16 protein-coding genes are annotated in these 16,632 nt (G+C 71.0%); 8 read left to right on the forward strand and 8 right to left on the reverse strand.

What is annotated here, in order from left to right; genetic code table 11:
- Nucleotides 1–21: 21 nt before the first annotated feature.
- Together AB0C16_RS38535 and AB0C16_RS38540 are read right to left on the reverse strand one after the other, a co-directional pair.
- Nucleotides 22–912, reverse strand: coding sequence for an ABC transporter ATP-binding protein (locus tag AB0C16_RS38535; protein ID WP_357690824.1), 891 nt, complete (start codon nt 910–912; stop codon nt 22–24).
- Nucleotides 909–1,301, reverse strand: coding sequence for a GntR family transcriptional regulator (locus AB0C16_RS38540; RefSeq protein WP_357690826.1), 393 nt, complete (start codon nt 1,299–1,301; stop codon nt 909–911). Before AB0C16_RS38540 ends, AB0C16_RS38535 begins: the two co-directional genes overlap by 4 nt.
- A 266-nt stretch (nt 1,302–1,567) precedes the next feature.
- Between AB0C16_RS38540 and AB0C16_RS38545 the strand changes: the two genes are divergently transcribed.
- The 8 genes from AB0C16_RS38545 (at nt 1,568) to AB0C16_RS38580 (ending at nt 10,604) form a co-directional block, all read left to right on the forward strand.
- Nucleotides 1,568–2,269 carry a DUF4158 domain-containing protein gene (locus tag AB0C16_RS38545; protein WP_357690828.1) on the forward strand — a complete coding sequence of 234 codons (702 nt, stop codon included), beginning with the start codon at nt 1,568–1,570 and terminating at the stop codon, nt 2,267–2,269.
- Nucleotides 2,270–2,281: 12 nt separating this feature from the next.
- The gene (locus AB0C16_RS38550; protein ID WP_357690830.1) at nt 2,282–4,507 is read left to right on the forward strand and encodes a Tn3 family transposase; all 2,226 of its coding nucleotides are present in this window, start codon (nt 2,282–2,284) and stop codon (nt 4,505–4,507) included.
- Between the two features lie 175 nt (nt 4,508–4,682).
- Nucleotides 4,683–5,213, forward strand: coding sequence for an RNA polymerase sigma factor (locus tag AB0C16_RS38555; RefSeq protein ID WP_357690832.1), 531 nt, complete (start codon nt 4,683–4,685; stop codon nt 5,211–5,213).
- Complete coding sequence (locus tag AB0C16_RS38560) at nt 5,210–6,373, forward strand: CU044_5270 family protein (protein ID WP_357690834.1); 1,164 nt, start codon at nt 5,210–5,212, stop codon at nt 6,371–6,373. The genes AB0C16_RS38555 and AB0C16_RS38560 overlap by 4 nt, the downstream gene beginning before the upstream one ends.
- Before the next feature lie 204 nt (nt 6,374–6,577).
- Entirely contained in the window at nt 6,578–7,519 is a 942-nt protein-coding gene (locus AB0C16_RS38565) for a site-specific integrase (protein ID WP_357690836.1), read from the forward strand.
- Between the two features lie 885 nt (nt 7,520–8,404).
- On the forward strand, nt 8,405–8,797 hold the full coding sequence (locus AB0C16_RS38570) for a GntR family transcriptional regulator (RefSeq protein WP_357690838.1): 393 nt from the start codon (nt 8,405–8,407) through the stop codon (nt 8,795–8,797).
- On the forward strand, nt 8,794–9,648 hold the full coding sequence (locus tag AB0C16_RS38575) for an ABC transporter ATP-binding protein (protein WP_357690840.1): 855 nt from the start codon (nt 8,794–8,796) through the stop codon (nt 9,646–9,648). The genes AB0C16_RS38570 and AB0C16_RS38575 overlap by 4 nt, the downstream gene beginning before the upstream one ends.
- Nucleotides 9,645–10,604, forward strand: coding sequence for a hypothetical protein (locus AB0C16_RS38580; RefSeq protein WP_357690842.1), 960 nt, complete (start codon nt 9,645–9,647; stop codon nt 10,602–10,604). The genes AB0C16_RS38575 and AB0C16_RS38580 overlap by 4 nt, the downstream gene beginning before the upstream one ends.
- Before the next feature lie 123 nt (nt 10,605–10,727).
- On the opposite strand, the gene AB0C16_RS38585 is transcribed toward AB0C16_RS38580, so the two are convergent.
- The 6 genes from AB0C16_RS38585 to AB0C16_RS38610 form a co-directional block, all read right to left on the reverse strand.
- Nucleotides 10,728–12,071, reverse strand: a complete 1,344-nt coding sequence (locus AB0C16_RS38585) for a serine hydrolase domain-containing protein (protein WP_357690844.1) — start codon at nt 12,069–12,071, stop codon at nt 10,728–10,730.
- A 17-nt stretch (nt 12,072–12,088) separates the two neighbouring features.
- Nucleotides 12,089–13,636: a hypothetical protein gene (locus AB0C16_RS38590; protein WP_357690846.1), complete on the reverse strand. Its 1,548-nt coding sequence runs from the start codon at nt 13,634–13,636 to the stop codon at nt 12,089–12,091.
- 142 nt (nt 13,637–13,778) lie between these two features.
- Entirely contained in the window at nt 13,779–14,762 is a 984-nt protein-coding gene (locus AB0C16_RS38595) for a hypothetical protein (protein ID WP_357690848.1), read from the reverse strand.
- 234 nt (nt 14,763–14,996) lie between these two features.
- Nucleotides 14,997–15,305 carry a MiAMP1 family antimicrobial peptide gene (locus AB0C16_RS38600; protein WP_357690850.1) on the reverse strand — a complete coding sequence of 103 codons (309 nt, stop codon included), beginning with the start codon at nt 15,303–15,305 and terminating at the stop codon, nt 14,997–14,999.
- Between the two features lie 137 nt (nt 15,306–15,442).
- A complete protein-coding gene (locus tag AB0C16_RS38605; protein WP_357690852.1) occupies nt 15,443–15,799 on the reverse strand; it encodes a hypothetical protein in 357 nt (118 codons plus the stop codon).
- Nucleotides 15,800–15,807: 8 nt separating this feature from the next.
- Entirely contained in the window at nt 15,808–16,146 is a 339-nt protein-coding gene (locus AB0C16_RS38610) for a histidine kinase dimerization/phosphoacceptor domain-containing protein (protein ID WP_357690854.1), read from the reverse strand.
- Between the last annotated feature and the right edge of the window lie 486 nt (nt 16,147–16,632).

The following is a 16,632-nucleotide window of genomic DNA, read 5'->3' on the forward strand; positions in this document are numbered from 1 at the left end:
ACTGGCGCCAGGTCAGCCAGATCATCGCTGCACCTCCAGGACGGCTCGCCGGTTGTCGGCGGTGCGCTTGTCCATGTAGGCCAGGACGAGGTCTTCCAGGCTGAGCTGGGTGACCGTCCAGGCGGGGTCGTGGATCGGGGCGTCGGTGCGGATCACGTACGTGCTCTGTCGCTCGGTGTGGCTGGCGGAGATGACGTGCTGGCCGGCGGGGAGCCGGTCGGGGTCGCGGCGCGGGCCGGTGAGCCGGTGATGGGTGGCCAGCAGCTTGTCGACCTCCCCGGCGACCTGGACGCGGGAGTCGACGAGCACGATGAGGAAGTCGCAGACCCGTTCCAGGTCGGAGACCAGGTGGGAGGAGAGCACCACGCTGAACTCGTGCTCGACCGTGGCCTCCATCAGTGCCTGCAGGAACTCGCGGCGGGCCAGCGGGTCGAGCGAGGCGACCGGCTCGTCCAGGATCAGCAGTTCGGGCCGCTTGGCCAGGCCCAGGGTGAGGGCGAGCTGGGCGCGCTGCCCGCCGGACAGCTTGCCCGCCCGGTGGGCGGGATCGAGACCGAGTTGCGCGATCCGGCCCCGCGCCATAGTGGCGTCCCAGCGGAGGTTGAGCCGGGCTCCCAGCCGCAGGTGTTCGGCGACGGTCAGTCCCGCGTAGACGGGGGTGTCCTGGGCGACGAAGCCGACTTTGGCCAACTGCGCCGGGCCGCTGGCGGGCTGGCCGCCGAGCACGGTGATGTCGCCCGCCGTCGGTTCGAGCTGGCCGCTGGCCAGCTTCAGCAGGGTGGTCTTGCCGGCTCCGTTGGGGCCGACCAGCCCGACGACGTGGCCTGCCGGGATGTCGATGGTGCACTCGCGCAGCGCCCAGCGCTTGCCGTATTTCCTGCCCAGTGCCTGGGCCTGCAGGACAGCGGTCACGCTATGTCCTCCTGAGCGGTGGTCCGAAAGGTGGTCATGAAGAGGGCCTCGATGCTTTCCTCGTCGAGGCCGGCCTGGCGGGCCTTGGCCAGCCAGCGCTGCAGTTCCAGCCGCAGCGGGCCGTGCGCGGCCAGCGTGGCGTTGGTGAGCGTCGCCGTCACGAACGTCCCCACCCCTGGCCGGGCGGCGACCAGGCCCTCGTGCTCGAGCTCCCGGTAGGCCTTCAGGACGGTGTTGGCGTTGATCGCCAAGTGAGCCACGACCTCCTTGACGGTCGGCATCTGGTCGCCCTCGCGCAGCACGCCGAGCCGTAGCGCGTGCCGTACTTGCTGGACCAGCTGCAGGTACGGCGAAACACCCGACCTGCCGTCCAGATGGAACTCGATCACCGGTTTCTCCATTTATCTAGCCTGCTAGTACTTTAGGGTTCCAGATGTTAAAGGATCATAAGGATCGCTGTATAGGCCTGGACCTCCTATAGCTACGGCGAGCCGCCACCCTGACCGGTCCTGCGAACTAATCGGGCGATATGCGGAAAGTGAGATATCGGTTCCAGTACGTAGCGATCCCAAGTAGTGCATACCTTCCGGTAACCCCCTCGGCCCCCTCGACTGTGATCGGGCCGTCTAGGGCATGGATCGGGAGGAGCTCCGTCGTGCGTACCGACTGGGAACAGGATGAGCTGATCAGCGCGTGGACGCTGGTCGAGGGTGATTGGGACCTGGTCGGCGAAAAGGCGGGGGCCGGCAGGCTCGGTTTCGCGTTGATCTTGAAGTTCTACGAGATCGAGGGACGGTTTCCCGCCTATCCCGAAGAGATCCCGGCGGCCGCGGTGGAGTACGTGGCATCGCTGGTGAAGGTCGAGGCGGAGCTGCTGGCGAAGTACTCCTGGCGAAGCCGGACCATAGAGCGCCACCGGGCGCAGATCCGCAAGCGATTCGGCACCCGGCCGGCGACCGAGGACGATGAGGAGCGGCTGGCCCAGTGGCTGGCCCACAAGGTGTGCCCGATCGAGACGAACCGTGATCGCCTGGCCGAGGCGGTGCGGGAGCGGTGCCGGAGCACGAGCATCGAACCGCCGACCAGCGGTCAGGTGGAACAGGTCGTGAACTCCGCAGGCCGCCGCTTTGAGGAGGCCTTCGCCGAGCAGGTGATGGCGCGGCTCGGGCCGAGCGTGTGCGCTCGGCTGCAGGAGCTGCTGGGACGGCCGCACGTGCTGGCCGAGTTGAAATCCGATCCGGGGCCGCTGGGGCTGGACACCCTGCTTACGGAGATTGGGAAACTGGCGACGGCGCGTTCCCTGGGGCTGGGTGAGGCGGTGTTCATCGAGACCTCCGATCAGATCGTTACGGCGTAGCGGGGCCGGGCGATGCGGATGTATCCCTCCGACTTCGCGGTCTGCCCGCCGCCGGTGCGCTACACGCTGCTGGCGGCGTTGTGCTGGACGCGGCAGGCCGAGCTGGTGGACGGGCTGGTGGACGGGCTGGTGGAGTTGCTGATCGGGTTGATCCACCGGATCAACGCCCGCGCCGAGCGGCGGGTGGAGAAGGAGCTGATCGGGCAGCTCGCTGCGGTGCCCGGCAAGCGCGGCATCTTCACCAAGATGGTCAACGCCGCGCTGAGCAAGCCCGATGAGACGGTGCGGCAGGTGGTCTTCCCGGCGGTGCCGGGCGGAGAGAAGACGCTGCGGGCGCTGGCCAAGGAACTGATGGCCACCGAGCGCGTGGTCGCCGAGCGGATCCGCTACCAGCTGCGGGGTTCCTACTCGCACTACTACCGGCGGATGCTGGCGCCGCTGCTGGCCGCGCTGGAGTTCAAGTGCCACAACACCGCCTACCGGCCGGTGATGGATGCGATCGATCTGCTGGCCCGCTACGCGGGCGTCGATTCCGACCAGCGGCACTACGCCGCGGCCGAGACGGTGCCGATCGACGGGGTGGTGCCCAAAGCCTGGCTGGACGGCGTGGTGGACGCCGGTAGCGGCCGGGTGGAGCGGATCCCGTACGAGCTGTGCGTGCTCATCGCGCTGAAGGACGCGCTGCGCCGCCGCGAAATCTACGTCGAGGGCGCTGGCCGCTGGCGCGATCCCGACGAGGACCTGCCCGGCGACTTCGAGGACAACCGGGACGTGCACTACGCGGCGCTGGCCAAACCGCTGGATGCCACGGAGTTCATCACCGGCATGAAGACGCGGATGCGGGCCGCCCTGGACAAGCTGAACACCGGCCTGACCGTCGCTAGCACCGGAGGGGTGCGGATCACCACCCGGGGCGGCAAACCGTGGGTGAGCGTCCCCAAGCTCGACAAGCTGCCCGAGCCGAAGAACCTCGGCAAGCTGAAGGCCGAGGTCCAGCGCCGGTGGGGCACCATCGACCTGCTCGACATCCTCAAGGACACCGCCTTCCTCACCGATTTCACCGACGCCTTCACCTCGGTGGCCACCCGGGAGATGCTGGATCGGCAGACGCTGCACCGCCGGCTGCTGCTCGTGCTCTTCGCGCTCGGCACGAACATGGGGATCCGGCAGATGGCCGCGACCGGCGACCACGGCCAGGACGAGGCCGAGCTGCGGCACGTGCGCGCGACCTACGTCACCCGCCAGAACCTGCGGGCGGCGATCGTCGCGGTGGTCAACGCCACCCTGGAGGCCCGCGACCCCACGTGGTGGGGTGAGGCGACCAGCACCGCCTCGGACTCCAAACGGTTCGCCTCCTGGGACTCCAATCTGATGACCGAGTTCCATGCCCGCTACGGCGGTTACGGTGTCATGATCTACTGGCACGTCGACAAGGGCCGCCTGTGCATCTACTCCCAGCTCAAGTCATGTTCCTCCTCGGAGGTCGCGGCGATGATCGAGGGCCTGCTGCGGCACTGCACCAACACCGAGGTCGAGGCGAACTACACCGACACCCACGGCGCCACCACGGTCGGGTTCGCCTTCACCGAACTGCTGGGCTTCAAGCTGCTGCCCCGGATGAAGAACATCGGCGCGATCGAGTTGTACAGCCCCGACGCCGTCCAGAGCGCGTGGCCGAAGGTGGACAAGATCCTCAAGAAGCGGCCGATCGACTGGGACCTCATCGCCCGCAACTACGACCAGATGATCAAGTACGCGACGGCGCTGCGGCTGCGCACGGCGGAAACCGAGCAGGTACTGCGCCGGTTCATGAAGGGCAACGGCCCCAAGCACCCGGTCTACCTGGCCCTGGAAGAACTCGGCCGGGTGGTACGCACCATCTTCGCCTGCGACTATCTCAGCGACGAGCACCTGCGCCGGGAGATCAACAGCGGCCTGCAGGTCGTGGAGAACTGGAACAGCGCCAACGACAAGATCTTCTACGGGCGCGAAGGCGTGCTGACTGGGGCCGACCGCGAGCACGCCGAGGTGTCCATGCTTACCTTGCACCTGCTGCAGTCTGCATTGGTATTCATTAACACCCAGCTCCTTCAGGCCATTCTGCGAGATCCGCAGTGGGCCGGCAAGCTGACGGAGGAAGACCGGCGCGCGCTCAGCCCGCTGTTCTGGGCTCACGTGAATCCCTACGGCCGGTTCCGGCTGGACATGGATACCCGGCTCGACCTCACTGCGGCCTGAGCGGGTCCCCCGGCGTTTGCTGGGACCGCGTGTCCCGGTGTTGGGCTGAATGCCTTGCCGCGTGGGGACGGCTCACGGCTCGCGACATGTTCGCGAGGGAGCGGTCTTCGCATCGACTGTAAGACTGATCCGCCTTTGACCATTACCTGATGTAAGGGCCAAAGAGGGAGCCTGTGTGCTGAATGATGATGAGTTCGCCGCTTTGTTCGATGCGTACCGCCCCCGGGTGTACGCGTACGCGGTGAGCAGATGTGGCCGTCGGCTGGCCGAGGAGGTGGTCAGTGAGACGTTCGTGGTCGTGTGGCGACGGCGGGACGTCATTCCGGCCAAGGCACCCTTGCCCTGGCTACTTGGTGTGGCGCACAACGTGATCCGCGATCTCTATCGCGACGAGCTTCGGCGGGCGGCGCTGGATGAGGCACTACGCGGCTGGACCGAGGAACTGGAGGGAGACGTGGCCGACCAGGTGGTCGAGCGGGCCACCGCGATGAAAGCCCTGTCCACGTTGAGCGACGCTGACAAAGAGGTGCTGACCTTGGTCTCGTGGCACGGGCTCACCTCGGCGCAGGCAGCTGCGGTGGTGGGAAGTTCGCGATCGGCGTTCTTCGTCCGGCTGCATCGGGCCCGCCGGCGGCTGGAGGCCGCCATAAACAACGTGACGGCGGCCGACCCCCGGCCCGCATTCGTCCCGGAGGAGGAGAAGTGAAGCGGAAGAACGCGCTCGATCTGCTGGCAGCGGCCCGGCCCGCCGACCTCGACCTGCCGGGGGCGCCCTGGGCGCGGACGGAGGAGTTGCCCCCGCCGGTGCGACGGGTCCGCGTGCGGTGGGTCGGGGCGGTCGCCGCGTCGCTGGCAACGGCATCCGTGATCGGGGCGCTGGCCGTCCCCCGCCTGCTCGACCTCGACGTCTCCACGGGGCATGTGGCCACCGTTCCCGTCGGGAACGCGCTGGACACGGCGGCCCGCAGCGCGGCAGCGCAGCGGCAGACGCCCGGACGGTTCTGGTACACCGAGGGCCTGATCCTGGGTGAGGAGATCATCGGCGCACCGGGCAACCGGTACCGGATCAAGACCCGGGTCCAGACCGGCCGATGGGCCCCGCGCGACCCGGCGACGCTGACCGTGCTCACCGAACGCGGCCTGCCCACCGTGCCGGCTTCCGGACAAGAGGAGCAGGCGTGGCGGCGAGCGGGAGAACCCAAGTTGTGCGGCAACGACACCGACTGCGCGAACGACACGGCTCCGCTCGGACGCACGAGGTTCATTTTCATGCCCGGCACCTGGCCCTACGGAGATCAAGGGCTTACGCTTCCCGCAGCTGCGCTGCTCGATCTGCCTCAGGAGCCGGACGCGCTGCGCGAACGCCTGCTGGCGTTCTGGCCCGCCTACGGCGAGACCATGAAGGACTGGCCGTCGCCGCCCTCGGGGAGCTCGCTGCCCACGAAGGACTCCTGGCTCCTCGACATCTCCCTGGAGCTGCTCCAGCACGCCCCGGTCTCAGCGGGCACTCGCGGTGCCCTCTACCGGATGGTGGCGAACCTGCCCGGCACCCGCGCCCTCGGCCGGATCCCCGATGCCGAGGGACGCCGGGGGATCGGCATCGGATGGACCCGGGCCATGGGGGACGGGCAGAGCGAGCAGCAACTCATCGTGGAGGAATCCAGTGGCCGGCTACTCGCGTTGCAGCACGTCGTCGTGAAGCCCTGGTCGCAGAACCCGGCGGGCAACGAAACCGCGGGCCTGCCCGCGGGAACCGTCTACCACGCACTCGTCTACCAGCGAGCCGCATGGACCGACACCCCCGCCCGGCTTCCCAAGGGGTGCTCCGCCCCCACCCAGACCGACCGGAAGGACTGCGTCGGCTGAGGCCCGACATCCACTCGGAGATCAACCCCTTGGCCTACAGGAAGTCGTCAAGTCATGTACGTGATAATCATCTATTATCACGTACATGAGCGATCACAGCGGCGCCGCGACCAGAGCCGCGACCAGAGGAACCCCCCGCCGGAACGGTGTGCGACTCCGGCACGTTATCCGGTACATCGCCGAAGGTATCGCGGGACGGCCGGCATGAGCGCCGCGCCGAAGATCACCGCCCTTCGCAGGCAAGGCGTCAGTCTCGCCGCAGCCGCCGACGCCTTCCTCGCCACGGCGCGTACCGCCAACCCCAACACCCACCGCGCCTACGCCTCGGCCATCGACCGCACCATCGAGCGGCTCGGCCGTGACCGGCCGCTCGCCGACGTCACCGACACCGAGATCGGCACCGCGCTCACCGAGCTGTGGGGCCGATGCGCGCCAGCGACCTGGAATCGCAACCGCGCCGCCATCACCTCCTGGCTCACCTGGTGCCAGGCCAAGAAGCACTGGGCCGCCCCCTCGGTGCCAGCCGACGCCGAACGCCGCAAGGAGAGCGCCGACGAGACCCGCGCGGTCGCCAAGACCACCATCCACCGGCTGCTGTCCCGCCGCGACATCCCGCTGCGCGAGAAGACCTTGTGGCGGATGCTCTATGAAACGGCGGCCAGAGCCGCGGAGATCCTGGCGCTGAACGTCGAAGACCTCGACCTGGAGCACCGCCGCGCCCCCGTCCGCTCCAAGGGCGGCGCCGTCGAGTGGGTGTACTGGGAGTCCGGCACCGCCCACCTGCTGCCCCGCCTCCTTCGGCTCCCGGACGGCAGTACGCGCACCCAGGGGCCGCTGTTCCTGGCCGAACGCCGCCCCGTCCCCGCCCGCCGACCCGCGGCCGCCGACATCTGCCCGCACACCGGCCGCGCTCGCCTCGGCTACAACCGCGCCCGCGTCCTGCTGGACACCTACGCTGACCTCGACCTGCACCAGCTGCGCCACAGCGCCGCCACCCACCTCGGCGACGCCGAGATCCCGCTGCAGCTCATCATGGGCAAGACCCGCCACAAGAACCCCCGCACCGCCATGCGCTACGTCAAACCCGGCGCCGAAGCCATCGCCAAGGTCACCGAGGTCCTGGCACCCCGCCGCCGTACCCATTGATCAACTGAGTGGCGGCTCGCCGAAGCTATAGGAGTTCCAAGCCGTATAGGCCCTCGCCCGGCGGCGCCCGAAGCGGTCCATCGCTCAGCCCGACCGCCCACCTGGGCATGGCTCGCCCACGGAAGGCAACCTCCGGTCGGCAAGCAGCGGCGTGGCGCGGCGGTCCCCGAACTCTCCTTGGCGGACCTCGGCCATCCCGCCGCCGCGGCACCAACACCCCGACCCTGCTCGCCCGCTCCCGACACGCCTCCGTCCGCTCCCTGGAGCGCTACGCGCGTCCCGGTGTCGACGCCGTCGCCGATCACGTGGCCGGCCGCGATCCTGCCGCCCGCCGCCGAGGCCGATGACCAGCGGCGCGCACGACTGAAAGGCCGCCCCCCCCCGCAGCTCGGCGCGGCTCAGCCAAGCAAGATCAACCTCACCGTTAGCCGCCGTATCGCAGTCCGGTCACCGTCGCCGAGCTGCTCGGGCACGCCCGCCTGAAGACCGTCCGGATCCACACCTGGTCCACCGAGCACGACAAAATCCGCGCCCTCGACGGCCTCATCGCCGACGAGTGACACCAAAAAAAGCAGGTCCGCCGAAACGGGCCATCCGGCGCATCGTCCTTCAGACGCCCATAGGGCCTCTGACCCGCGTCGTGCCCCTTTGACGCTTATCTTGTCCGCCCCCCGGCAAGGCCCGCAAGATCGCGGCCAATGCGCCGCCCTTACCCGGCGAGTCGAGGGCCTGCGCTTCGGCACCCGCGTCCTGGACCGCTTCCCGGACACCCGCTGACCGTCCCAAGACCCCGAACATCGCCCGGCCTCCATGCTGATGTGTTGACAGCCGGAGATCACCTACATCACTATTTAAGTATTCATCTAGTGAAAGGGTGATTTCTGCGTGATCGAGTTCCATCTGGACCGCGGGTCGGGGGTGTCGACGTACCTTCAGCTCGTTCACCAGGTCAAACAGGCTCTGCGCCTGGGCACGCTACGGCCGGGCGACCAGCTGCCCACCGCCCGTGAGGTGGTCGAGTCCTTGGCGATCAACCCCAACACCGTGCTCAAGGCCTACCGCGAACTGGAACGCGAAGGCCTGGTGGCGGGCAAACCGGGGCTGGGCACCTTCGTCCAGCGCTCGATCGGCGGCGCCCGGTTGGCCGACCACGCCGCTCTGCGCCGGGACCTGGACGGATGGGTACGGCGGGCGCACGCGGCCGGCCTCGACCGCGACGACATGGAGACGTTGTTCGCCATGGCGATGGTCGACTGCTTTCGGGAAGGCATAGCGTGACCGTCACTCTGCGGACGACCGGCCTGGGAGTGCGCTACCGGCGCACCTGGGCGCTGCGCGACTGCTCGCTGGCCCTCCCGGCCGGCCGCATCGCCGCCCTGGTGGGTCCCAACGGCGCCGGAAAGACCACGCTGCTGCACGCGATCGCCGGGCTGATCACCCCGGACGCGGGGTCGATCGGCATCACCGGCCAGGTGGCCTTCATGGCCCAGGACAAGCCGCTGTACGACACGTTCACCGTCGCCGAGATGCTCGCCTTCGGCCGTCGACTCAATCCCGTCTGGGACGACGCCTACGCCACCGCCCGCCTGGCCGCCCTCGGCATCCCGCCGGACCGCAAGACCGCCAAGCTGTCCGGCGGGCAGCAGGCGCAGGTCGCGCTCGCCCTCGCGCTGGCCCCGCGCCCCGACCTGCTGGTGCTGGACGAGCCGCTGGCCAACCTCGACCCGCTGGCCCGCCACAACGTCATGCGCTCGCTCATGGCCGAGGTAGCCGACCATCCGACGACGGTCTTGCTCTCCTCCCACGTCGTCGCCGACCTGCGCGACACCTGCGACTGGCTCATCGTGCTCAACGGCGGCCGGGTGCAGGTCAGCGGCGACCTCGACGACCTGCTCGCCGAGCACCTCGTGCTGACCGGCCCGGCCGGACTCGCCGACGGCCTGGCGGCCAGGACCCGGGTGGTCGAGGCGAGCCGCACCGGCCGGCAGGCCCGGCTGCTGGTGCGGGGCGCGCCCGTGCCCGACCCGCGGTGGAACGCCCGCCCGGCCGAACTGGAGGAGCTGGTGATGGCCTACCTGGGCAGCCCGGACGCGGCCGCGCTGCCCGCGCTGTCGGAGGTGGACGCGTGATCTGGCTGACCTGGCGCCAGCACCGGGCGCAGCTCCTCGTCACCGCCGCCCTGCTGGCCGCATTCGGCCTGCTGCTGCTCGGCTCGGCGGTGGAGGCGAGACTCTACCTCGCCGGTCACGCACCGCCCGGCTGCCCGGGCCCCGCGCCCGCCTGCTGGGACGTGGCGGTGGCGCTCGCCGACCGCTACGACGCGGTCTACACGATCTTCGGCTGGATGCCGCTCGTCGCCCCCGCGCTGGTCGGCGCGTTCTGGGGCGCGCCGCTGCTGGCCCGCGAATACGAGCGCGGCACGCACAGGCTGGCCTGGACGCAGTCGGTCTCCGTCCGCCGCTGGCTGATGGTCAAGCTCGCCGTGCTCGGCGCCCTGGTGACCGTCGCGGGCCTGGCGCTTGCGGTGATGGTGAGCCTGTGGCGGCCGGTCTTCCTCCGGCAGGACCTGTTCGGCAACATCGGCATCTTCAACATGGTCGGCGTGGCCCCGGCGGCGTGGTGGCTGTACGCCTTCATGCTGGGCACTGCGGCCGGGGCGCTGCTGCGGCGCACGCTCCCGGCGATGGCGCTGGTCGTGGCCGGGATCTCCGTGACGATGTTCGCCCTGTTCAGCCTCAGCGATCACTACGCCGAACCGGCGCGGGCCGTGCTGTCGGGCACCACCATGCCGGACGACTCCGACGCCCGGCTGGTGGGCGCGGGCGCCTGGGTCGATCCCGCCGGGCGGGAGCTCGCAGCGTCACCGGCCGGAGTCTGCCCCCGCCGGCCGGATGCCGGGCAGAGCAACCGGAACCAGGAGGCCTACCAGCGGTGCCTGTTCGGCAAGGGCTACCGCTACGCCGTCTACTTCCATCCGCCGTCGCGGTTCTGGCGCTTCCAGTGGACCGAGGCGGCCATCCTGACAGCCGCCTCGGTGGTGTTCGCCGGCCTGGCCGTGCACCGCACGCTCCGGCGCACGGTGTGAGGCGGTCCGCCGGCCTGGCATGCGCCCGCCGGCCGCCGGGCCACCCCGTGCCCCGGTCGGACGGCTGCGCGATCTGGCGGCCGGCCGTCCCGCTGACAGCTCACCGGGCGGGGCCGCGGCCGGTCACGGCTCCCACGAGGTGACCCCGCCCGGCACGGGCGCGTCCGGGTCGTAGGGGGTGCGGGTGAAGATGAACGTGTTGAGGTCGAGATGGTCGGGTGCCAGGCGCAGCGTCTCGCCCGCGTAGTAGCCGTCGAGCCCCAGCCAGGTGCCGTCCTCGCGGGGCACGAACCGCGAGGCCCGGCCGCCGCCGCCCGCGGGCTCCAGCGACAGGCCCCGCTCGGGCAGCAGCCGCAGGACATACGGCGTCGGCCCCCAGTGCCACAGCCCGGTCATGGCCAGCAGCCCGGGGTCGGCGGCCTCGGGCCGCCACTCGGCCGGCTGGCGCGGCTCGTGCTCGTCGAGGATGGCCAGCAGGTCGGTCAGCAGGGTGCGGGTGAGGCCGGAGGTGGTGTTGGCCATGAACAGCACGCCGACCCGGTCGTCGGGGTCGGCCCAGACGGTGGCCAGGAACCCCGGCATCGACCCGGTGTGCCCGGCCAGCCGGCGCCCGGCGTGCCGGGTCAGCTGCAGCCCGAGCCCGTAGCCGCCGGTCCAGGCGTCGCCGTCGTCGACGGTGGCGGGCTCGCGCATCTCGGCCAGGGTGTCGGGCGACAGCACGCCGGCGGTGTCGCCCGCGACGAACGCCGCCCACCGGGCCAGGTCGGCGGCGGTCGACCACAGCTGCCCGGCGGGCGCCATGGCCCCGGCGTCGTGTTCGGGCTCGGGCAGCAGCACGTCGGCGAAAGGGTGGACGGCGTAGCCGGTGGCGTGCGGGGCGCGCGGACGCGCGGTGGTGGCGTCCATCCCGAGCGGAGCGAGGACCTCCGCCCGCACGGCACTCAGCCATGGCACGCCGCGCAGCCGCGCGACCAGCTCGCCGAGCAGCGCGAAACCGACGTTGCTGTAGTGGAAGCGGCGGCCGGGCCGGTGCTTGACGTCACCGGGGCCGAGCCGGGACAGCAGGTCGTCGACCGGGATGCCGGGGGTGCGTTCCCACCAGCCGGTGGGCGGCTCGGCGGTCAGCCCGCCGGTGTGCGACAGCAACTGCGCGACGGTCAGCTCACCGGCCGGCGCCTGCGGCAGGTGCTTGCCGACGGGGTCGAGCAGGTCGAGCAGGCCCTCGTCACGCATCCGCATGACGACGGCCGCCACCAGCGACTTGGTGATCGACCCCAGCCGGTACTGCGTGCCGGCCGTCGGCGCGGCGCCGCCCACCTGCCCGCGGCCGCCGAACCACGCCGTGTGCCCGTCACGCACGATCGCCGCGACCAGCGACGGCACCCGGCACTCGGCCTGCTCGACGGCCAGCCTGCGCAGCAGCGCCCGCGCCGTCGTCTCTCCCACCTGACTCCTGACCTGGCTCATGGCGGCCAAGCCTAGCCTCAGATCGGGATCAGCTCGGGCCCGATCAGCTCGCCCTGGTGCGGCTGCGGGTGGGCCTGGTCGTGGTAGTAGTGGCCGGCGTACCAGACGACCACGTTGGCGCCGTTGATGCTCTCGCCGTTGACGAACCGGTTGAGCGCGGCCCGGTCGCGGGGGCCGGGGTTGCCGTCGTCGAGCTCGGCCGGGTGGTGGCGCAGGAACCACAGGTCGGACACGCCGTAGGCATCGGCGGTGCCGTCGAAGGGCCCGGGATGGATCCGGTAGCCGCGGCCGGAGGACTTGTCGCGCACCTGCCAGAAGCGGCCGGCCCGGCGCCTGCGGGACGTCTCGCGGATGATCGGCACCGGATCGGGGCTGATCGGCCCCTCGTCGAACTGCTCCACCACGTCGTTGGCGGCGCCCTCGATGTCGAAGTCGAAGCGCCAGTAGGCGTGGTGACGGTGCACCTGGCAGGTCATCGGGTTGGCGGTGGCGGCGAACCCGAACCTCGGCTGGACGGTGCCGTCGTCGCCGAGCCGCCAGTCGTTGGCGTAGCGGTACCAGCCGGCCTGCAGCTCGCTGACGATCCGCAGCCGCTCGCCGTCGTGGTGGAAGGCGACGCCCTGGAAGTTGCCGGCGTCGGTGTGGGGCCGCTCCAGGATCGTGCGCGGCGAGCTGCCGCACACCCGCCACCCCCAGCCGACCGGGTCGGCGCCGGTGGCCGAGAAACGGGTCTCGGCGCTGACGTCGTCGCGGAAGGTGGTGCCCTCCTCGTACTCGACGTTCAGGATGGGCACATGCGCCTGGCGCAGCAGGAGCCGCCCGCGATAGCGGACGTTGCGCAGCTCCACGCCGCTGCCGACGCCCGGGTTCTGCGGCGCCGAGGCGCGCGGCCGCACGACGAGCAGGTCCCACAGCTCGGTGCCGCCGCGTACGACCCTCACCCGCACCACATCGGGCCCGCCGTGGTCGGTGAGCGCGTCGACGCCCACCGGGACGCTGTCCTCGCAGTCGTGGTGCATGCGCACGTTGATCCCGGCCGGTTTCCAGTCGACGGACCGGCCCATGATGTCGATGGCGACGATGCGGTGACGCAGCCCGGTGGGGTCGCCGGGTGTGTAGACGCCGAGGGTGGGGCGGCGCACGGTGGTGCCGTCGGGGTTCTCCAGGTCGGCCAGCGGCGGCATCGGCCGGTAGACCACGATGCCGTCGCCGGCCGGGAAGCCCGGGTCGGCGCGCAGGATGGCGGCGGCCGCGGTCAGCTCGCCGCTGCTGGGCGGCGGGGTGAAGGAACTGGGCCGCACCTCGGCGCGTTCGGGCCGGTCCAGCGTGCCGCGCAGCTCGACGGAGCGGTTGCCGACGGGGTCGAACACGCAGGCGCGGAACGCCGCGTTGTCACCCGGGTCGTGCCCGAGCGCGGCGGCGTGCGGCACGAGGAGCCCGGCCGGGTCGGCGACGTCGAGCTCGGCCAGCACGCCGGGATGCTCGGCCACGGCCTGGCGCAGCCGTTCCGCGGTCAGGCCGGCGCGCGGCACGGCCTCCAGGATGATGCGTACGTCGTCGCTCATGATGTGCGAACCGTTCTGTTCAGGGGCCCCGAGCCTGTCTTACAGGGTGCCGGGCCCCGCCGGTAGGCCCGAATCCGCCTCCACCGTGGGATGGTGCGGCGCCTTCAGCGGGACGGGGCGGTGTCCTCAGCGGAGCGGGCCTTCAGCGGGGTGGCGCGGCGTCGAAGGTGTCGAGGATGGCGCCGGTGGCGTCCAGCGCGCGGGTGGTGGCGCCCAGCCGGGGCACGTCCCTCGCGCCGGGCCAGGTGTGGCCGCCGCCGCGCACGGTGTAGAGCCGCACGGTCACGCCGCCGCGGCAGTCCTTCCAGCCGCGCAGCCGTATCCCGCGCGCGGGGGTGGTGTCGGCGGGGCCGGCGCAGCCGAGCGCCCGCGCCCAGCCGCCGGCGGCCTGTTCGACGGGCGGCAGCTTGACCAGTTCGCCCAACCGGCGCAGCCTCTCGGAGGCGAGGCGCAGGGGAGTGCCGCCCTCGTAGGGGACGATCTGGTCGGCGACGCCGTGGAAGGCGATGATCGTCGTCGGCCGCGGGGCGTCGCAGGGCCGCACGATGTTGGCCCCGGCGACGAGGCCGACGCCGGCCAGGCGGCCGTTCATGGCGCACACCAGCCCGGCCGACATGCCCGCGCCGAGCGACATGCCGGCGGCGAACTGGCGGCGCCGGTCGACGCACAGGCCCTGTTCGAGCCGGTCCAGCAGCGCGCCCAGGAAACCGGTGTCGTCGGGGCCGCCGGTGTGCGGCAGGGTCCAGCCGAGCCTGCCCTCGGCCGACTGCGGAGTCGCCACGACGTAGCCGCGCCGCGCCCCCACCTCGGGCAGCCGGCTGTAGACGGCCTGCTCGACCGCGTTGGAGCCCAGGCCGTGCAGGTTGAGCAGGACCGGGTGCGGGCCCGGCCCGGCGGGCAGCGACAGCAGGAATCGGCGTCGCAGCCCGCCGAAGGGCATCAGGTGCTCGCCGCGCGCCAGCGCCGGGCCGGCCGCGCAGCCCGCCGAAGCCCCCTGCGGAGTCACCACCGCCGAAGAGCCGGGGGAGGACGCGCCGGGGGAGGGCGGACCGGGGGAGGGCGGACCGTCACCGCACCCGGCGGCCAGCGCCGCCGCGAGCACCACGCCGATCACGAGTCTGGACATCGCGCCTCCCGGTTCGCGCCAGGACGCTCCTCATGGCTCAGGGGCGTCCTGCTGGCAGTGTGCTGGAGGCCGTGCCCGTGCGCATCACCTTGTCACCCGAAATCATGTCCCGCCGCGCGTGGTCCGGACGGCAGGCGGGGGCCGGATCACCGGCGGCACAGCGCGGGGGGCGGCCCTGTGCCGTCGCGCGGCTTGCGCGCTCGACCGCTCAGGACCGCCCCCCGCGTGCCGGGTTCAGCACTCGATGAAGATGCTCTGCCAGCCGACGGGGGTCCGCTGCTCCGCGCCGTCGTCGGCGGGCAGCCTGAAGTGCATCGGCCCCTGCGTGTTGGGCTGGTTGTACATACGCCCGGCCTGCCCGTCGCCGAACCACTTGTAGGAGCCGTGGAACGGGATGTTGGACGGGCCGCACGCGTCGATGAGGACGGATCGGCCGGTGAAGCCCGGGCCTTCGTAGGCGATGTACTGCGAGGCATAGGCGGCGCCGGCGGTGAGGGCGATGATCCCGGCCGTGAGGGCGGGGACGAGGAGGATTCGCTTCATGGTGCTCCTTCAGGATCGACGTGCTGCTCGGCAGCCCCGAAGCGCCGGACGGCCTCGGCCTGGAGACTCCAGGCGAGGCTTCCGCCCGCTCGCCACGGGACGGACCCATCATGCACGAACAGTAATGAAGTAATTACTTACCGTGACGACACCGTGTGGTTACCCCTGCCGCCCGGCCGGCGCCCCGGGCCGCCCACGAGACCGGAGCCCGCGTTGCGAGCGGCGTGCTCCAGGATCCTCGCGTTGACCAAGCCGGGGAGGTCTTGGGGTCCCAGGAGCAAGGGGGCAGAATCCAACGAACCCGCCCTTTTCGCCAGGCCGCGCGGCGCCGCGGCACGGTGCGGATCGTCGTCGGCGATGACGGCGGGACGGCCGCCGTGGTTGCCCTTGCGGGCGGCGGTGTCGAGCCCTTCGAGGTGGCTCGCGGACGAGTCGCCGGGCTCGCCGGTACGGGGCGAGCCCGGCGGTCTGCCGGGCTCGCCCATGTTGGGCACGAGTGCCTCTATCCGCTTCCAGCCAGGTCCGAGGGCGGGTTCTCGTGGGTGGGTGAGGTGTGCCGGCCGAGGTCGAACAAGGTGCGTCTGAGGCCGGTGATGGCGTGGTCCAGCCCGCAGATGGCGCGGTTGATGCGCGTTTTAGCGTGGGTGTCGCCGGTGAGGGTGAGGGCGGCGTGCAGGTCCAGGCTGACGGTGAAGATCTGGTTGATCAGGATATCGTGCAGGTCGGCGGCGATCCGGTAGTCGTCTTCGGCCGGGTTGTGCCGCGCCTGTGCGGGGCCGTTCATATGGCCGGCAGGGCCGGTTTCCCGCGGTCTGGTCTGAGCATGGTCGGTGCCGTACATGGCGGCGTTCCTTGCTGCGCCAACCGGCTCGCCGTCCTGCCTGCCGGAAGGGTTTCCGGGCGGCCGGTCCAGTGGTCGCCGACGCTGGTAGGCGATCGTGAAGCGATGACCATGGCCGCGACGGTGCCCGTCGCCCGCTGTGGACTCCATGCCCCTGGTCGTCAGGGGGCGGCGGTGACGACGATGGGATTGCCTGCGCTGCCGTGGACTGGTGGATGCCGCCCCGGAATCTTGGGCGACGCCTGGTGCCTGAACCGGCGGAAGGTTGCCCGGCCGATGTGTCGTTCTTCTCCTGATCTCGACCCTACGCTCCTCGCGGTCCCAAAAGTACGCGCTGGGTCCCGGGTTCGACAGATCATCGGGAGTCTGGGGGCATGATGAGCGTGTACGCGCAGGTCACGGTCCGCACGCCTAGCGGAATCACCGGAAATGCCTAGTGACACGCTTTAGGCTGCAAACGACATTTACGCTGGGATGTAGCGGTAT

Source organism: Nonomuraea sp. NPDC048916, assembly GCF_040649575.1.
Classification (GTDB): Bacteria; Actinomycetota; Actinomycetes; order Streptosporangiales; family Streptosporangiaceae; genus Nonomuraea.